The sequence below is a fragment of the Streptomyces sp. RGM 3693 genome (assembly GCF_050471125.1).
Classification (GTDB): Bacteria; Actinomycetota; Actinomycetes; order Streptomycetales; family Streptomycetaceae; genus Streptomyces.
The window spans coordinates 241,484-257,532 of sequence record NZ_JBMPPQ010000003.1; the positions used below are offsets into that span (position 1 = coordinate 241,484).

Annotated in this window: 15 protein-coding genes; 1 reads left to right on the forward strand and 14 read right to left on the reverse strand. The window is 68.9% G+C overall.

Annotated features, from left to right (window positions below):
* The first annotated feature begins 55 nt into the window (after positions 1-55).
* Complete coding sequence (locus tag ACO0M4_RS29745; protein ID WP_430374176.1) at positions 56-637, forward strand: TetR/AcrR family transcriptional regulator; 582 nt, start codon at positions 56-58, stop codon at positions 635-637.
* A 9-nt stretch (positions 638-646) separates the two neighbouring features.
* Here the strand turns inward: ACO0M4_RS29745 and ACO0M4_RS29750 are convergent, their stop codons facing one another.
* The 14 genes from ACO0M4_RS29750 to fabG all read right to left on the reverse strand — a co-directional run bounded on the left by ACO0M4_RS29750 (position 647) and on the right by fabG (position 15,941).
* Entirely contained in the window at positions 647-1,450 is an 804-nt protein-coding gene (locus tag ACO0M4_RS29750; RefSeq protein WP_430374177.1) for an SAM-dependent methyltransferase, read from the reverse strand.
* The gene (locus ACO0M4_RS29755; RefSeq protein ID WP_430374178.1) at positions 1,450-2,553 is read right to left on the reverse strand and encodes a Gfo/Idh/MocA family protein; all 1,104 of its coding nucleotides are present in this window, start codon (positions 2,551-2,553) and stop codon (positions 1,450-1,452) included. The genes ACO0M4_RS29750 and ACO0M4_RS29755 overlap by 1 nt, the downstream gene beginning before the upstream one ends.
* Complete coding sequence (locus ACO0M4_RS29760; protein WP_430374179.1) at positions 2,550-3,968, reverse strand: NDP-hexose 2,3-dehydratase family protein; 1,419 nt, start codon at positions 3,966-3,968, stop codon at positions 2,550-2,552. Before ACO0M4_RS29760 ends, ACO0M4_RS29755 begins: the two co-directional genes overlap by 4 nt.
* 83 nt (positions 3,969-4,051) lie before the next feature.
* Entirely contained in the window at positions 4,052-4,807 is a 756-nt protein-coding gene (locus ACO0M4_RS29765) for an NAD-dependent epimerase/dehydratase family protein (protein ID WP_430374180.1), read from the reverse strand.
* Between the two features lie 193 nt (positions 4,808-5,000).
* Positions 5,001-6,311 carry a lipopolysaccharide biosynthesis protein RfbH gene (gene rfbH / locus ACO0M4_RS29770; protein WP_430374181.1) on the reverse strand — a complete coding sequence of 437 codons (1,311 nt, stop codon included), beginning with the start codon at positions 6,309-6,311 and terminating at the stop codon, positions 5,001-5,003.
* Between the two features lie 61 nt (positions 6,312-6,372).
* On the reverse strand, positions 6,373-7,350 hold the full coding sequence (rfbB, locus tag ACO0M4_RS29775; protein WP_430374182.1) for a dTDP-glucose 4,6-dehydratase: 978 nt from the start codon (positions 7,348-7,350) through the stop codon (positions 6,373-6,375).
* A 138-nt stretch (positions 7,351-7,488) separates the two neighbouring features.
* Positions 7,489-8,541 carry an aldo/keto reductase gene (locus tag ACO0M4_RS29780; RefSeq protein WP_430374183.1) on the reverse strand — a complete coding sequence of 351 codons (1,053 nt, stop codon included), beginning with the start codon at positions 8,539-8,541 and terminating at the stop codon, positions 7,489-7,491.
* Positions 8,542-8,553: 12 nt separating this feature from the next.
* Positions 8,554-9,144: an NADPH-dependent FMN reductase gene (locus ACO0M4_RS29785; protein WP_430374184.1), complete on the reverse strand. Its 591-nt coding sequence runs from the start codon at positions 9,142-9,144 to the stop codon at positions 8,554-8,556.
* Positions 9,145-9,180: 36 nt separating this feature from the next.
* A complete protein-coding gene (locus ACO0M4_RS29790) occupies positions 9,181-10,362 on the reverse strand; it encodes an acyltransferase family protein (protein WP_430374185.1) in 1,182 nt (393 codons plus the stop codon).
* Between the two features lie 123 nt (positions 10,363-10,485).
* A complete protein-coding gene (locus tag ACO0M4_RS29795; RefSeq protein ID WP_430374186.1) occupies positions 10,486-11,790 on the reverse strand; it encodes an MFS transporter in 1,305 nt (434 codons plus the stop codon).
* A 91-nt stretch (positions 11,791-11,881) separates the two neighbouring features.
* Complete coding sequence (locus ACO0M4_RS29800) at positions 11,882-12,643, reverse strand: SDR family oxidoreductase (RefSeq protein ID WP_430374187.1); 762 nt, start codon at positions 12,641-12,643, stop codon at positions 11,882-11,884.
* A gap of 42 nt (positions 12,644-12,685) precedes the next feature.
* Entirely contained in the window at positions 12,686-14,185 is a 1,500-nt protein-coding gene (locus ACO0M4_RS29805) for an FAD-dependent monooxygenase (RefSeq protein WP_430374188.1), read from the reverse strand.
* The gene (locus tag ACO0M4_RS29810; protein ID WP_430374189.1) at positions 14,182-15,129 is read right to left on the reverse strand and encodes an aromatase/cyclase; all 948 of its coding nucleotides are present in this window, start codon (positions 15,127-15,129) and stop codon (positions 14,182-14,184) included. Before ACO0M4_RS29810 ends, ACO0M4_RS29805 begins: the two co-directional genes overlap by 4 nt.
* A 29-nt stretch (positions 15,130-15,158) precedes the next feature.
* Positions 15,159-15,941 (reverse strand): 3-oxoacyl-ACP reductase FabG, encoded by a 783-nt coding sequence (fabG, locus tag ACO0M4_RS29815; RefSeq protein ID WP_430374190.1) that lies wholly within the window; start codon positions 15,939-15,941, stop codon positions 15,159-15,161.
* Positions 15,942-16,049 lie beyond the last annotated feature (108 nt).

Below are 16,049 nucleotides of genomic sequence, written 5' to 3' on the forward strand. Positions count from 1 at the left end.
CCACCGTGTGGGCGGTTTTCGCCTGTGGAGGCGAGGAGATGAAGGAGTGAGGCCCGTGGCCGGCAGTGGCGCCAGGAAGGACCGGGGGGACACCCGTAAGCGCATCCAGGAAGTGGCGCTGGAGCTGTTTGTCCGGCAGGGCTACGAGAAGACCTCACTGCGTGAGATCGCTGAGATGTTGGGTGTGACCAAGCCCGCGATCTACTACCACTTCAGGTCCAAGGAGGACATCCTCCAGAGCATTTTCGAGGACCTGGGGCGTCCGGTGGACGACCTCATCACCTGGGGGCGGCAGCAGCCGCGGACGTTGGAGACGAAGAAGGAGTTGCTGCGCCGGTACGGGGCGGCGATGGATGCCACCGTTCCGTTGTTTCGGTTCATGCGGGAGAACGAGGCGACGCTGCGGGACTTGAAGGTGGGTCAGGACTTCAACCAGCAGATGACGGCCATCGGGGAGATGCTCACCGATCCGCGGACTCCGCTGGTCGAGCAGTTGCGGTGTATGGGGGCGCTGTTCACCTTGCATTTCGGGACGTTCGCGCTGGGGCATTTCGAGGGGGATCCGGAGGTCAAGCGCACGGCGCTGTTGGCGATCGCCACGGACATGGTGGAGACCGCCCACGGCGAGGGTGCCTGAATCCGAAGGTCAGGGTTTGCGGGCGACGGCGGCGTAGAGGTTGGAGCGTTCGTCGGCGTCGCCGGAGGTGGCGTCGGGGCGCCACTGGGGGGTGAAGACCAGTCCGGGGTCGAGGAGTTCGAAGTCGCCCAGGAGGCGGGTGACTTCGGCGCCGGTGCGGGGCACGATCGGGGCGCGGCCGCTGTTTTTGAACATTTCGATCGTGCGGCGCATGGTGTCGGCGTCGTTGTCCCAGGTGAAGCAGGACAGGGCGAGGTAGCTGCCGGCGGGCAGGGCGTCGCGGTAGCGGGCGGTGATCTCCCACAGTTGTGCGTCATCAGGCAGGAACTGGGTGACGCCGAGCATGAGGAAGCCGATGGGCTGGGAGAAGTCGATGAGCTTGGTGGTGGCGTCGGCTTCCAGGACGGCCTGGGGGTTGCGGATGTCGGCGGCGACCATGGCGGTGTGTTCCTGGTCGCGCAGGATGAGGTCGCTGTGGGCGATGGTGGCCGGTTCGTTGTCGACGTAGACGACGCGGGTGTCCGGGTGGCTGTGGTGGGCGATCTCGTGGACGTTGCCCATGACCGGTAGGCCGGAGCCCAGGTCGATGAACTGGCGGATGCCGGCGGTCAGGAGGAAGCGCATCACGCGCTGGAGGTAGTCCCGGTTTTGTCGGGCCATGATGTTGGCGGGCAGGACCGATAGGACCTGGTCGCCCAGTTCGCGGTCGGCGGGGAAGTGGTGGGTGCCGCCCAGGAGGTAGTCGTAGGCGCGGGCGGCGCTGGCGGTGTGGCGGTCGATGTCGTCGGGGATCCAGGGAAGGGTCGTGGTCATCACAGGCTCCTGACGGTGTGGGGTTGTTGGTCTGCTGGGGCGCGGTCCGACGTCGGGCGGTGGGCCGCGTCGTGCACCGTGGTGTCGTGCACCGTGGTGTGGTGCGGGGTGGTGTGGTGTACGGCGGCGCGGTGGCGGATGGCGTCCAGCAGCTCCGCCTGGCGCAGCACCGCCGCATCCGGCTCTGGCCACTCCCCCGGTGCCGGCGGTCGTGGTGTGCGGATGGCTGCGGCGAAGGCGGTCAGGGTGTTGGTGACTTGGTCATCGGGCGGTAGGTGCAGTTCTTCGGTGTCCGTGCCGCGTTCGATGCGCAGGAGGGGGGCGTGGTCGGCCGGTGGGGTGAAGGCGTGGTTGACGACGATGCGGCCGGTGCTGCCGCATACCTCGTACCAGGAGCGGTAGGCGTGGTCCAGGCCGAAGGTGAGGTGCGCGGTGATGCCCGTTGCGCTGTGCAGGAGGGCGGCGCCGGCGGTCTCCACGTGGCGGCCGGCGCCGTAGGTCAGGGCGGCGCCGACGACGTCGAGGTCTTCGCCCAGGAGGTGCAGGGCGGCGCGCAGGGGGTAGATGGCGACGTCGGCCAGTGCGCCGCCGCCGAGTTCGGGGCGGTGGCGGATGTCGTCGTCCGCGAGCTTGGGGATGCTGAACTGGGCTGTGAAGGAGCGGAGTTCGCCTATCGCACCGTCGTGGAGGAGGCGCTGGACGGTGGCGTGTTGGGCGTGGTGGAGGAACATGACGTTCTCGGCCAGGACCAGTCCGCGGGCGGCGGCCAGGGACAGCAGGTCACGGGTTTCGGTGGCGCTGGTGGTGGTGGGTTTTTCGGCCAGGACGTGTTTGCCGGCGTGGAGGGCGGCCCGGGTCCAGGTGGCGTGCAGGGCGGCGGGCAGCGGTATGTAGACGGCGTCGATGTCCTCCCTGGCCAGCAGCGCGGTGTAGTGGGGGGCTGCGTGGCAGTCGTATTGGGCGGCGGCCTTGGCTGCGGCGTGGGGGTCCCGGCTGGCCAGGGCGGTGATCTGGATGTCGGGGCAGGCGGCCATGGCCGGCAGCATGCGGCGGCGGGCGATGGAGGCCAGGCCCAGGACGCCGATGCGCAGTGGGCGGGTCATTGGGCTGGTCCCATCGCGCCGAGGCAGGCCAGGAGGGTGCGGGCCTGGACGTTGACGTAGTGGCCGTGGCGTACCAGGGAGGTGAGTTGGCCGGGGGTGACCCATTGGTAGCCGGGGGGTGGGGTCAGGGGGGCGGTGTTCTGGTCGGCTTCGATGACCAGGTAGCGGCTTTCGGCGTTGAGGAAGCGGCCGCCTTCTTCGGAATGGAGGGCTTGGTAGCGGATGGTTTCGGGGGGTGCGGTCAGGACGTGGTGCAGGAAGGGGGGCCAGCGTCGGGTGGGTAGGTGTGCGTAGTTGGCGGGGGTGTATTGGACGGTGGGGCCGAGTTCGACGGTGTCCAGGAAGCCACCTTCGACGCGGGCGTGGGCCAGGACGTGGGGGATGCCGTCGATGGTGCGGGTCAGGAATGCGGCGATGCCTGGTTCGACCGGTTCGAACAGGGGTTGGGTCCAGCCGGTGACCTCGCGGTTGCCGGCGCGTACGGAGACTCCGACGGCCTTGAAGTAGCGGCCTTCTTCGTGCTCGATGGCGTAGGGGCCGCGTTTCCAGCCGGTGACGGTGGCCAGGGGGATGCGGGTGGCGCTGACGGTGTGGCGGGCGCGTTCTTCGGTGAACCAGGACAGTAGGTCGGTGTCGGACAGGTGGGCCTGGCCGTGGGTGTCGGGCAGGGGAATGCAGGACAGGACGGTGCGGGCGTCCATGTTGACGATGTTGTCCTGGTGGAGGAGTTGGGCTATTTGGCCCAGGGTCAGCCAGCGGAAGTCTTCGAGGAGGGGGACGTCGCCGTCGGCCTCGACGATCATGTTGCGGTTGCTTTTGCGGAAGAACCAGGAGCCGTGTTCGGACTGTAGGACGTCGGCCAGGACCCGGCCGCGTCCGGGGCGGGTGAAGTATTCGATGTACTTCACGGCGGCGCCGCGGTGGGCTCGGGTGTAGTTGCTGCGGGTGGCTTGGACGGTTGGGGAGAGTTGGACCAGGTTGGGGTTGCCCGGTTCCATTTTGGCCTGCATCAGGAAGTGCAGGATGCCGTTGAATTCCTTGACGAGGATGCCGAGGATGCCGACTTCGGGCTGGCGGATGATGGGCTGTTGCCAGTGGTGGTGGCCTTCGTCGTCGACGGCGGTGACGTCCAGGCCCTCGATGGTGAAGAACTTGCCGCTGTGGTGGCCGAGGTTGCCGGTGGTGGGTGCGAAGGTCCAGTCTTCCAGGTCGGCCAGGGGGATCCGTTCGACGCGGAAGTCGTGGGCGCGGCGTCGCCGGCTGAGCCAGGTGGTCACGTCGGGGATGTCGGGGGTGGTGTCGGTGGTGGGGTGGAGGGTGGCTGCGGAGCGGGCGAAGCGTTCGGCGGTGGTGGTGTCTGCGCGGGGTCGCACCGTGGGCGGTGCGGTGGGGGTGGGGTGGGTGTGGGACGGCATGATCCAACTTTCTGAAACTCTGCGGCGAGTTCGTGCGGGTCGGAGCGCGGACGGGACGCGGGCGGGGCGCGGGCGGGGTGGGGTTAGGGGGTTGCGGGGGTGAAGGAGGCGGTCAGGAAGTCGTCGAGGACGCCCCGGTAGTAGTCGGGGCCGAATCCCATGGCGGCGACTTCGGGGACGAGGGTGCGGAGTTTGTCGATGGAGATGGTGTGGTGGCCGCCGACGTCGATGTAGCTGCGGGTGGCGGGCAGGGCGGTGCGCTGTTGGAGGTGGTCGATGATGTGGTCGACGGGGACGGCGGCGCCGGAGGCGACGTTGACGATCTGTCGGGTCAGGCCGCGGGCCAGGAGGTGGTCGACGATGGCGATGACGTCGTCCACGTCGATCAGGTCGCGGGTGGCGCCTTTGTGGACGGCGACGGTGCCCTGTTGGAGGTGGCGCAGCAGGGTGGGGAGGAGTTGGTGGGGTGGTTGGCCGGGGCCGACCAGGTGGCCCAGGCGCAGTGCCAGGAAGTCGGTGCCTGTGGCGCGCAGGTGGCTTTCCATGGCGAGTTTGTGGGCGCCGTAGGGGGTGCAGGGGGTGATGGGGAGGTCTTCGTGGCCGGGGCCGTTTGCGGTGCCGTACATGCCGGTGGAGGCGGTGGAGAAGAACAGCAGGCGGCGTGCGGTGGCTCGGCAGTCGGCGGCGACTTCGCGCAGGAGGGTGGCTTCGCGGGCGAAGTCGGCGTCGGAGGTGTGGCTGGCCCAGGAGACGCCGGCGGCCAGTACGACGGTGTCGGGGTGGCGGTCGGCCAGGGGTTTGAGGTGCCGGGCGAGGAATCCGTTTCCCACTATGTCCATCAGAACCTCTCGAGAGGGGCCCTTGGCGTAAAGCCGAGGGAGAGTGTCGTCCTTGGGTTCGCGGCGCGTCGCGGCCTGCCCCGGGAAGCGTTGTGGCCGCGCCGTCACGCCAGGAGGGACCAATGGGCGTATGGGTCGCCGGAGGTGGTGCGGGTGCGGGGCGTGCGCGTTCGGCCGTGGCGTGGCGGGTGGCTCAGGTGTGCGTCTTGACGAATTCCTTGATCGAGGTGATGACGTAGTCGAGCATCTCGTCGGTCAGGGCCGGGTAGACGCCGATCCAGAAGGTGTGCTCGGTGATGAGGTCGCTGTTGGTCAACTCCCCTACGACGCGTTGGGGTTGGCCGATGTAGGCGGGGTGTCGGGTGAGGTTTCCGGCGAAGAGGCGGCGGGTGCCGATTTTGCGGCCTTCGAGGAAGTCGACGAGTTCGGCGCGGCTGAAGGGGGCGTCGGGGTCGATGGTGATCACGAAGCCGAACCAGCTGGGGTCGCTGCGTGGGGTGGCCTGGGGCAGCAGCAGGTGGGGTACGTCGTCCAGGGCTTCGCGCAGGCGGCGCCAGTTGCGGCGGCGGGCGGTGCCGAATTCTTCGAGTTTGGCCAGTTGGGTCAGGCCCAGGGCGGCTTGGAGGTCGGTTGCTTTGAGGTTGTAACCGACGTGGGAGAAGATGTACTTGTGGTCGTAGCCGGCCGGTAGGTCGCCCATCTGGTACGTGAAGCGTTTGAGGCACTTGTCGTTCTCGCCGGGCTCGCACCAGCAGTCCCTGCCCCAGTCGCGCATCGATTCCACGATGCGGGCCAGGGCGAGGTTGGAGGTCAGGACGCAGCCGCCCTCGCCCATGGTGAGGTGGTGGGCGGGGTAGAAGCTGACGGTGGCCAGGTCGCCGAAGGTGCCGGTGAGCTGGCCGTCGTAGGTGGAGCCGACCGCGTCGCAGTTGTCCTCGATGAGGAACAGGTCGTGGTCTTGGGCGAGTTGGGCCATTTCGGCGACTTCGAAGGGGTTGCCGAGGGCGTGCGCGATGATGATGGCTCTGGTCCGTGGGCCGATGGCCTGGGCGACGCGGTCGGCGGTGGTGTTGTAGGTGCCCAGTTCGACGTCGACGAAGACGGGGATCAGTCCGTTTTGCAGGATGGGGTTGACGGTGGTGGGGAAGCCCGCGGCCACGGTGATGACCTCGTCGCCCGGGCGCAGTTGCCGGTCTTCCAGGAGGTGTGAGGTCAGGGCGGAGAGGGCCAACAGGTTGGCTGAGGAGCCGGAGTTGGTCAGGTGGGCCTTGCGGCGTTTGAGGGTCTTGGCGAAGGCGGATTCGAACTTGCGGGCGCTGCGTCCCGCGGCGATGCGCAGGTCCAGTGCCGCTTCGACCAGGGCGACGCGGTCGTCTTCGTCGAGGACGGCGCCGGAGGGCCAGATTTCGGTGTGGCCGGGGACGAATCGCTGGTCGGGCTGGGCCTGTCGGTGGTACTTGCGGACGTCGTCCAGCAGCTGCGCCTTAGCGTCGCGGGTGTCCACTTGGTCTCCTTGATGTCCGGACGCGGATGGTCACTTCGTTGGTCACCGCGACTCCTTAAGGTCAGTGCGAGGCCCGGGCGGTGGTGGTGTTCCACCAGTCGGTGTTCTCCCGGTACCAGGCGACCGTGTCGGCCAGGCCCTGGTCGAAGTCGATCCGTGGTGCGTAGCCCAGTTCCTGGCGGATCTTGTGGTCGTCCAGGGCGTAGCGCAGGTCGTGGCCCTTGCGGTCGGGGACCCGTCGTACGTGGGACCAGTCGGCGCCGCACAGGTCCAGGAGGGCTTGGGTGATGTCGAGGTTGGTGCGTTCGTTGCCGCCGCCGACGTTGTAGATCTCGCCTGCTCCGCCTTTGTTGAGGACCAGGGCGATGGCGTGGCAGTGGTCTTCGACGTGGAGCCATTCGCGGACGTTGTGGCCGCTGCCGTACAGGGGGACGGGGTGGCCTTGGAGGAGGTGGGTGACGAAGAGTGGGATGAGTTTTTCGGGGTGTTGGTAGGGGCCGTAGTTGTTGGAGCAGCGGGTGAGGGATACGTCGATGCCGTGGGTGCGCCAGTAGGAGCGGACGACCAGGTCGGAGCCGGCTTTGGAGGCGGCGTAGGGGGTGTTGGGTTGTAGGGGCCATTCTTCGGTCCAGGCGCCGTTGTCGATGGAGCCGTAGACCTCGTCGGTGGAGACGTGGACGACGCGTTCGGTGCCGCATCGTAGGACGGCTTCCATCAGGGATTGGGTGCCCAGGACGTTGGTGCGGAAGAAGTCGGCGGGGCCGGTGATGGAGCGGTCCACGTGGGATTCGGCGGCGAAGTGGACTACTGCGTCGTGGCCGGGGAGCAGGTCGTGGAGGAGGTGGGTGTCGCAGATGTCGCCTTGGACGAAGTGCAGGCGGGGGTGGGTGGGGGGCAGGTTGGTGCGGTTGCCGGCGTAGGTGAGTTTGTCCAGGACGGTGACGTGGGCGCCTTCCCAGCCGGTGAAGCGGTCGTCCAGGAGCATGCGGACGAAGTGTGAGCCGATGAAGCCGGCGCCGCCGGTGACCAGGAGTTTCATCGGGTGGTGCCTCCTGCTGGGGTGTGCGGTGGCTGGTGGTGGGGGGTGAGGGTGGAGGTCATGGGTGGTTCTCCTTGGGCGAGGGTGGGTGTGGTGCGGTGGTTCGGGGCTGGCGTGGTGGGGTGTGGTGGGGGGTGTTTAGAGGACGTCGGTGACGGTGCGGGCCGGGGGGCGGCGGCGTTCGATGTCCTGCCAGCGGTCCGAGTAGGCGCCGCGGGTGTATTTGGGGTGGCGCATCAGGTCGCGGGGGAAGCCCAGGGTGGGGGTGCTGAGGGTGTCCAGGCGGGTGGTGTGTTCGGTGTCCAGGGTGACGTTGAGGCTTGCGAGGGTGTCGTGGAGTTGTTCGGGGCGGGTGGCGCCGAGGATGGGCAGGACGGGGTGGGGGCGGGTGCGGAGCCAGGCGAGGGCGACCTGGGCGGGTGTCCAGCCTCCTTCGTCGGCGATGCGGACGACTTCGCGGACCAGGTCGGTGTCGTGGTCGCTGTCGCCGGCCCAGTTCTCCACGCTCAAGCGTCCGCTTTCGCCGCGTAGGTATTTGCCGGTCAGGCGTCCTTCGGCCAGTGCGCCCCAGGCGAAGACGCTGACGTCGCAGGTCGCGGCCATGGGCAGCAGGTCCCGTTCGGGGGTGCGGTCCAGGAGGTTGTAGCGGGCTTGGAGGCCGGCGAAGGCGGACCAGCCGCGTAGTTCGGCGAGCATGTTGGCGCGGGAGATTTCCCAGGCGGGCCAGTTGGAGGCGCCGACGTAGAGGATTTTTCCGGCGCGGATCTGGTCGTCCAGGGCGCGCATGACTTCTTCGACGGGGGTGAGGGCGTCGCGGGCGTGCAGCCAGAGCAGGTCGATGCGGTCGGTGCGCAGGCGGCGCAGGCTGGCTTCGAGGGAGGAGATGAGGTTTTTGCGGTGGTTGCCGGCGGAGTTGACGTCGCCCTCTCTGGTCATGGCGTTGTACTTGGTGGCCAGGACGAAGTGGTCGCGGCGGTCGCCGGTCAGGACGGCGCCCAGGCATTCTTCGGAGCGTCCGCCGCCGTAGACGTTGCCGGTGTCGAGGAAGTTGCCGCCGGCTTGGGCGTAGGTGTCGATGAGGTGGGCGGCGGTTTCCTGGGAGGCTCCCCAGTCGTTGACGCCGAAGGTGCCGGCGCCCAGGGCTAGTTCGGAGATGCGCAGTCCGGTTTTCCCCAGGACGTCGTACTTCATGGGCATCGTGGGTCACGCGCCGTAGGGGTGCTGGGTGCGTGCCTGGCGCAGGGCGTGGGCCCACCAGGTGAGCTGGTCCAGGAGGGCCTTGGCGGCGGTCTCGCAGCCTTCGGGGTCCTTGGGGTGGCCGTCGTCGTCGAAGGTGGCGACGCCGCCGTGGAAGCTGACGGTGTCGCGGACGGTGACGGCGTGCAGTTCGGCGAAGACCTGGCGGAGTTGTTCGACGGCGCGCAGGCCGCCGGCGATGCCGCCGTAGGAGACGAAGCCGACGGGCTTGGCCTGCCATTCGACCAGGTGCCAGTCGATGGCGTTCTTCAGGGCGGCGGGGAAGCTGTGGTTGTACTCGGGGGTGACGATGACGAAGGCGTCGGCCTGGGCGAGGCGGGGGCGGGTGGTGGCCAGGACCGCGGTCATTTCGGGTGAGGGTTCGCGGGTGGGGCCGGTGGTGCTCAGGGGGACGTCGGCCAGGTCGATGACGTCGATGTCCAGGTCGGGGCGCTGGGTGGCGAGTTGGGTGAACCACTGGGCGACGGTGGGGCCGAAGCGGACGTCGCGGATGCTGCCGATGATGACGGCCAGGCGCAGGGGCTGCTGGGTGGACATGGGGGTCCTTTCGAAGCGGGGTGGGGGTGGGGTGGGTTAGTGGGTGTCTGCGGGGATGCTGTGGGGTTGGGGGTCGTTGTGGTGGGGGCGGTTTTTGGGGCGGGACCAGCGGCGCATGGCGGGGCGTTCGACGGTGGCGTACAGGGCCCAGGCCGCGACGATGGACAGGGCGAAGCAGCCCAGGAGGAAGGCGATGGCGACTGGGGTGCTCCAGGCCGGTCCGGAGGGCTGGCCGAAGATGTTGGGTTGTGCGCCGAAGGCGCGGTGGCCGAACTTCAAGATCAGGTAGTGGACGAGGTAGAAGGCGAAGGAGATTTCTCCCAGCCACACCATGGGGCGGGTGTTGACCAGGGTGCGGCGTCCTTGGACGTCGGCTGCGGCGGTGGCCGGGATGAGCAGGGCCAGCGGGATGATGGTGAAGGCCGCGTAGTTGAACAGGGGGTTGTGGTCGAGGTAGATCGGGACCAGGTAGGCGACGAGCGTCAAGGCGGCGGCGGGGACGATGGGGAGGTTGATCCAGCGGCCGGTGAGCAGGATCCGGGCCATGATCATGCCGAGGAGGAATTCCAGTAGGCGTACGGCTGGGAAGACGTAGACGAACCAGATCTGGGTCCAGGACACCGGCAGGAACGAGTAGTGCGGGGTGTTGGGGAGCAGGTGTTGGGCGAGGGCGGGCACCAAGATGACCAGGGCGGCGGTGGTTGCGGCGGCGTACCACAGGTGGCTGGGTCGGATCTTGTTGATCGCTTTGATGAGCAGGGGGAAGGAGAGGTAGAAGAGCAGTTCCACCGACAGGGACCAGCTGACGTTGTTGGCGGCTTCGACGTAGGAGCTGTCGGGCATCCAGGACTGCAGCAGGAACAGGGTGACCGCGGTTTGGTGGGTGGCGACCGCGGTGCCGGTCAGGGCCAGGAGGGCCAGTGCGATGACGAAGGTGACGAGGTGGTTGGGGAAGATTTTCACCAGGCGTCGGCGCCAGAACCCGGTGGTGGTGTCGGTGGGTCTGGCTGACCAGGTCAGGACGAAGCCGCTGAGGACGAAGAAGAAGGAGACGCCGAGGGCGCCGGCGTTGCCGAAGAAGCGGAAGTAGTCGGCGGCGGCGCCGATGTCGCGGAAGGTGCCGGCGGCGGCGCCGTGTACGGCGAAGACCATGGCTGCGGCCAGGAAGCGCATGCCGGTCAGCGAGGGCAGTCTGGAGGTGTGGGCGGGTGGGGTCATGGGCGGGGCCTTCCGTGTGAGAGTGGGGTGCCTGGGCGTGCGGTGCCGCGGAACCGGTTGTGGTTCGTGCGTCGGTGGCGGGCGGGTGGTGGGGAGCAGTCTGGGGTGGTGGCGGGTGTCCGGTCACCGGGTTTGTGCGTCAACTCGCTTGTGGTGGGTGGTTTTTGAGGCGCGTAGTCCCCACAGGGCGGTGGCCAGTCCGGCGGCTGCGGTGGCGCTGATCAGTACCAGGGGTGGCCGGTAGGCGTCGGTGGTGCCGGGTGTGCCGGGTGGGTGCGTGGCCAGTCCTGCGGTCAGGAGTGCGGCGGTGGCTGTGGGCAGGAGGACGGCGCCCAGTTGTACGGCGGTTTGGTACAGGGCGGTGGCGGCGGGTCGGTCGGTGGGGGGTAGTGCGCTGCCGGCGTGCAGGTTCAAGGCGGTGAAGGACAGGACGAAGCCGATGCCGACCAGGGCCATGGTGGGCAGGAGGTCGGTGGCGTAGGAGTGGGCTGGGGCGGTGGCCAGGGCCAGCAGGTAGCCCGTCAGGGGGGTTGCGGCGCCCAGGGCGATCAGGCGTGGGGCGCCGTAGCGGGCGACCATCGGGCCGGCGAAGAGGGCGGCGGCGGCCAGCGGGGTGCAGGCGGGGAGGAAGGCCAGTGCGGTGTGCCAGGGGGTCCAGTGCCAGGTGGTTTGGAGGTAGAAGGCGCAAAGGACGAGCAGGGAGAGGTAGGTGCCGTTGAGGGTGGCGGCTCCCAGTGCGCTGCGGATCAGGGGGCCGTTGGTCAGGAGGCGGTGTGCGGGGCGGGTCGGGGTGGGGGGCGGGCCCGTGGGGTGGCGGGGGTCGTGGGGGATGGTGCGGGCGGCCAGGCACAGCAGGAGCAGGGCGGCGGGGGCGGTGGCTAGGAAGGCCAGGTGCCAGTTGAGGGAGGTCAGGGCGCCGGAGAGGAGCAGTCCGGTGGTGAAGCCGATGGCGCCGAAGAAGGAGTAGAGGGAGATGGCGCGTCGGCGTTCGGGGCCTTGTGGGTAGGTGGTGGTGATGATGGCCAGGCCGGTGGGTGCGGTCAGGGCGGCGCACAGGCCCTTGAGGACGCGGGTGAGGACCAGGAGGGTGGGGTCGCTGGTCAGTCCGCCGGTCAGGGAGGCGAGGGTGAAGACGGTGAGGGCGCCGAGGTAGAGGGGGCGGCGTCCGAAGCGGGTGACCAGGGGGGCGCCCAGGAGCAGGAGGGCGGCGAAGCCGAGGGCGAAGCCGCCCATCATCGACTGGGTGGTGAGGGGGGTCAGGCCCAGGCTGGTGCTGATCGGGGCCAGGGCGACGATGACGACGGAGACTTCCAGGGCGTCGATGAGCATGTTGCCGGCGAGCACGAGCAGGAGGGCCCGGCCACCGCGGGCGGCGGGTGGGTCGTGGGGTGCGGTGGGGGGTGGGGGTGGGGTGCGGGGGTGCGCCATGGTTCACCGCCAAAGGGGGGTGGGCTGTGGCCGGCCGCGACGCCGCGCGGGGTCGCGGCCGGTGCCGCGTGGGGCGGCGGGTGGTGGGTGGTTAGCCCAGGAGGGTTCCGCCGGTGGCGTCGAGGAAGGCGCCGGTGATCCATCGGGCGTCGTCGGAGGCGAGGAAGGCCACGACGTCGGCGACGTCGGTGGGGTCGCCGACCCGGCCGAAGGCCGACATCTGGGCCATCTGTTCGACGGCTTCGGGGATGTCGAAGACGGGGCTGCCGTTGTTGGTGATGCCGGGGGCGACGCTGTTGACGGTGATGCCGCGTGGGCCCAGGTGCTTGGCGAAGTGCAGGGCGAGCTGTTCGATGGCGCCCTTGGTCATCGAGTAGGCGACTTCTTGGGGGTTGGCGAAGCGGGTCAGGCCGGAGGAGAGGTTGATGATGCGTCCGCCGTCGGGCATCAGGGTCAGTGCGCGCTGTACGAGGAAGAACGGTGCCTTGGCGTTGACGGCGACCAGGCGGTCGAAGAGTTCGGGGGTGACCTCTTCGGGGGCGACGCCGCCCATGATGGCGGCGTTGTTGACCAGAATGTCCAGTGTGGTGGTGCCGGTGCGGTCCTTCAGTGCGGCTTCGAGGGCTTCGAAGAGGGTCTCGACGTCGCCGGGGACGCCCAGTTCGGCGCGGATGGCAAAAGCGTGGCCGCCGTCGGCTTCGATGTCGGTGACGGTCTGGGTGGCGGCCTGTTCGTTGGCGGTGTAGTGCACGGCGACGGTTGCGCCGTCGCGTGCCAGGCGCAGTGCGGTGGCGCGGCCGATGCCGCGGCTGGAGCCGGTGACCAGTGCGGTCTTTCCTGCGAGCTTGCCCATGGTGTCTTCCTTAGGTGGTGGGGTGGGTGTGGGTGGTTGCGGTCAGCGCGTGGTGGTGCGGGGTTGGGCCTGGGGTGGTCCGAACCAGCGGTGGAGGGCGGCTTCTAGGGTGGTTGGGGTGGAGTCGGCCCAGGCGAGGTGGCCGTCGGGGCGCAGGAGTGCGGTGGTGAAGGCCGGCGGTGGGGTGCCTGGTGGGACGGTGGCGTGCAGGATGTGGACCCGGCCGTCTTCCCAGGGGGTCGCGCGCTGGGTGAGGGCCGGGTTGTTGGTGAGGTTGAGCAGGACGCCGCGGCCGCTTTGGAGGGGGGTGAAGGTGTCGGTGGTTTCGGTGGTGGTGTGCAGGTGGTGGTAGGGGATGGGGGTGCCTACCAGGTGGTGGTGGCCGGGGCTGGGTGGGTAGGTGTGGTCCAGGCCGCTGATCATGGCGGCGAGGTGGGTGCGGGCCGGGGGCAGGGTGAGGAGTTCACCGAAGACGGCGCGCAGCGGTTCTACTTCGGGGCCGCCGAGCAGGAGCAGGGCTTGGGCGGTGATGTTGCCCAGGATGCGGGTGCCGACCGGGTGGCGTTCGTTGTGGTAGCTGTCGAGCAGGTCGGGTGGGGCGGTGCCGCGGAGGTGGGCGGCGAGTTTCCAGCCGAGGTTGAAGGCGTCGTGCAGGCCCAGGTTCAGTGCTTGGCCGCCGACGGGCATTTGGTGGTGGGCGGCGTCTCCGGCGAGCAGGATGCGGCCGTTGCGGTAGCGGTCGGCTTGGCGGCAGGCGTTGCCGAAGGCGTTGAGCCAGGTCGGGCGGCCGTGGGTGAGGTCTTCGCCGGTGACGTGTTTCCAGGCGGTGGTGACCTCCTCGAAGGTGGGGTCGGTGGTGCGGGGGGTGGCGGGGGTGCCGTAGCGGTGGACCATGACGCGGGTGATGCCGCTGGGGCCGCGGGAGGCGATGGCCAGTCCGCCTGGGTGGCGTTCGAAGCGTCGGTCGGGGATGGTGATGTCGGCGATGTCGGCGCGTAGGAGTTCTTTGGTGGCGTCGTGGCCGGGGAAGGCGAATCCTCCCCGTTCCCGCACGGTGCTGGTCTGGCCGTCGCAGCCGATGAGGTAGTGGGCGCGGACGGTGTGGTGGTGGCCGTCGGCCACGACGTCGGCGATGACGTGGGCGTCGGTTTGGGTCAGGCCGACCAGTTGGTGACCGCGCAGGATCTGGGCGCCCAGTTGCGTGGCCCACCGTGTCAGGAGGGCTTCGGTGCGGGCTTGGGGGACTTTCCACTGGCCGCTGTGGGGGCTGGCGCTGGTCAGGTCCAGGCGCATGCCGCCGAAGTGGCCGGGGCCGCCTTGGGGTGGGTTGCCCAACTGTGTGAGCAGGCCGCGTTGGTGGAGGATGTCCATGGTGCGGGCGTGCAGGGTGGAGGCCCGTGACTCGGTGGTGGGGGTGTGGCGTTGTTCCAACACGGTCACTTGTGCGCCGCCCAGGCGCAGTTCGCCGGCGAGCATCAGTCCGACCGGTCCGGCGCCGACCACGACGACGTGGGTGTCGAGGGTGGGGGCGGTCTTGGTCACCGCGGTCGGGCTTCGGCGTAGTCCTTGGCGTGGCCGAGGGTGGCGCGGCTGTTGGTGCTCAGGGCGCCGCGGACGTAGTCGGTGGCTTGGGGTATGCCGGCGTTCGGTCCGAGGACGGCGGTGATGTTGGCGGGGTTGAGGACGACGGTGTGTTGGGAGGTGGCGCGGACGCCGCTGCCGTGTTCTTGGAAGGTCCACCGGCCGGTGTGGAGGGTCATCAGTGCCGGCAGGGTGGTCTGTTTGTAGGCGATCTGCCGGTGGGGGAAGCAGACGCGGTAGGAGGCGGTGGTGTGGGTGGAGCCGTCCTTGGCCTTGGTCTGCATCGTCAGGTGTTGGAGGCCGGGGGTGGTTTCGGTGAGGTCGACTTCTGCGACGTGTGGGAGGCGCTGGGGCCACAGGTGGGCTTGGTTGATGAAGTCGTAGACGTCGGCTGTGGTGCCGTTGATGTGGATGGTGTCTTCGAAGGAGAAGGTCCACTCCCCCGCGGCCTGGTCGGCTTCGACGTTGGTTTTGAGTGCGGCCAGTTCCTGGCGGGAGTTGTGGTCGACGGCCCTGTCGATCCAGTGCAGTTTGTCGGGGTCGTCGTCGATGGCGCGGTAGTCGTGCAGGAGGCGGATGCGGGAGCGGGTCGCGGAGAGTGGTTCGATGACCCAGGCGCCGCCCATGGAGGCCACCGGTGGGGCGGAGATTTCCTGGCGGAAGTCGATGCGGAGCCCTTCGGGGTCCAGGGTGCGGCGTGAGGTCCAGTTCTTGGGTTCGCCGTTGGCGGTGGCCCAGATGTGGATCCGTTCGCTGTGCTGGTCGGCTTCGAGCTGTTCGACGTGGAGGGTCGGTGGGAAGATTCTGGGCCAGTTGGTGACCTGGGCGAGCAGCTGGTAGACGGTGCGGGCCGGGGCCGAGAGGGTGATCTCGTGCTCGACGGTGCGGGGGCCCGGTTGCGTCATGGTGGTCTCCTTAGCTGGTGCGCAGGTGGTTAGAAGTTGCCCAGGCCGCCGCAGACGTTGAGGGCCTGGGAGGTGATGGAGGCGGCGGTGTCGGAGGCGAGGTAGCCGACCAGTCCGGCCACTTCCTGGGGGGTGGTGTAGCGGCCGAGGGGGATCTTGGCGGTGAACTTCTTCATGACGGCGTCTTCGGTGGTGTCGTAGGCGGTGGCGTAGCCGGCGCGGACGCGTTGGGCCATGGGGGTTTCGACGTAGCCGGGGCAGACGGCGTTGACGGTGATGCCGGTGGGGGCCAGTTCGTTGCCCAGGGCCTTGGTGAAGCCGACGACGCCGTGTTTGGAGGCGGAGTAGGGGGCGCCTAGGACGACGCCTTGTTTGCCTGCGGTGGAGGCGATGTTGATGATGCGGCCGCGGTTCTTGTTGCGCATGCCGCCGGTGTTGAGGACCGCGCGGGTCATGGTGAAGACGCTGGTGAGGTTGGTGGCCAGGACGTCGGCCCACAGGTCGTCGGTGAGGTCGGCGGTGACGCCGCCGCCGCTGCGGCCGGCGTTGTTGACCAGGACGTCGATGGTTGCGAAGCGGTCGACGGCGGCTTGGACGAAGGCGGTGACCTGTGCGCCGTCGCGTACGTCGCAGCTGCTGCCGTCGACGGTGAGGCCCTCGGCACGGAGTTCCTTGACGGTGTGGGTGACGGCTTCGGCGGTGCGGGCGCCGAGGTAGACGGCGTGGCCTTGGGTGGCTAGGAGGCGGGCGGTGGCCAGTCCGATTCCGCTGGTGCCGCCGGTGATGAGGGCGACGCGCTGCTGGTTGGGCACGGTTCTCCTTCACTAAGGGGTGTTGGCCGATAGGGGTGTGGGCCGATAGGGGTGTGGGCCGAGGGAGGGTGTCGGCGCCGTGCCGGGCATCGACGGTGGGCACGGCGC

Coding starts and splice junctions, on each gene's coding strand:
- ACO0M4_RS29800 (WP_430374187.1), bottom strand. CDS start 12,643: ATGGGCAAGCTCGCAGGAAAGACCGCACTGGTCACCGGCTCCAGCCGC.
- ACO0M4_RS29785 (WP_430374184.1), bottom strand. CDS start 9,144: ATGTCCACCCAGCAGCCCCTGCGCCTGGCCGTCATCATCGGCAGCATC.
- ACO0M4_RS29810 (WP_430374189.1), bottom strand. CDS start 15,129: ATGACGCAACCGGGCCCCCGCACCGTCGAGCACGAGATCACCCTCTCG.
- ACO0M4_RS29750 (WP_430374177.1), bottom strand. CDS start 1,450: ATGACCACGACCCTTCCCTGGATCCCCGACGACATCGACCGCCACACC.
- ACO0M4_RS29795 (WP_430374186.1), bottom strand. CDS start 11,790: ATGGCGCACCCCCGCACCCCACCCCCACCCCCCACCGCACCCCACGAC.
- rfbB (WP_430374182.1), bottom strand. CDS start 7,350: ATGAAACTCCTGGTCACCGGCGGCGCCGGCTTCATCGGCTCACACTTC.
- ACO0M4_RS29760 (WP_430374179.1), bottom strand. CDS start 3,968: ATGCCGTCCCACACCCACCCCACCCCCACCGCACCGCCCACGGTGCGA.
- ACO0M4_RS29755 (WP_430374178.1), bottom strand. CDS start 2,553: ATGACCCGCCCACTGCGCATCGGCGTCCTGGGCCTGGCCTCCATCGCC.
- ACO0M4_RS29790 (WP_430374185.1), bottom strand. CDS start 10,362: ATGACCCCACCCGCCCACACCTCCAGACTGCCCTCGCTGACCGGCATG.
- ACO0M4_RS29780 (WP_430374183.1), bottom strand. CDS start 8,541: ATGAAGTACGACGTCCTGGGGAAAACCGGACTGCGCATCTCCGAACTA.
- ACO0M4_RS29765 (WP_430374180.1), bottom strand. CDS start 4,807: ATGGACATAGTGGGAAACGGATTCCTCGCCCGGCACCTCAAACCCCTG.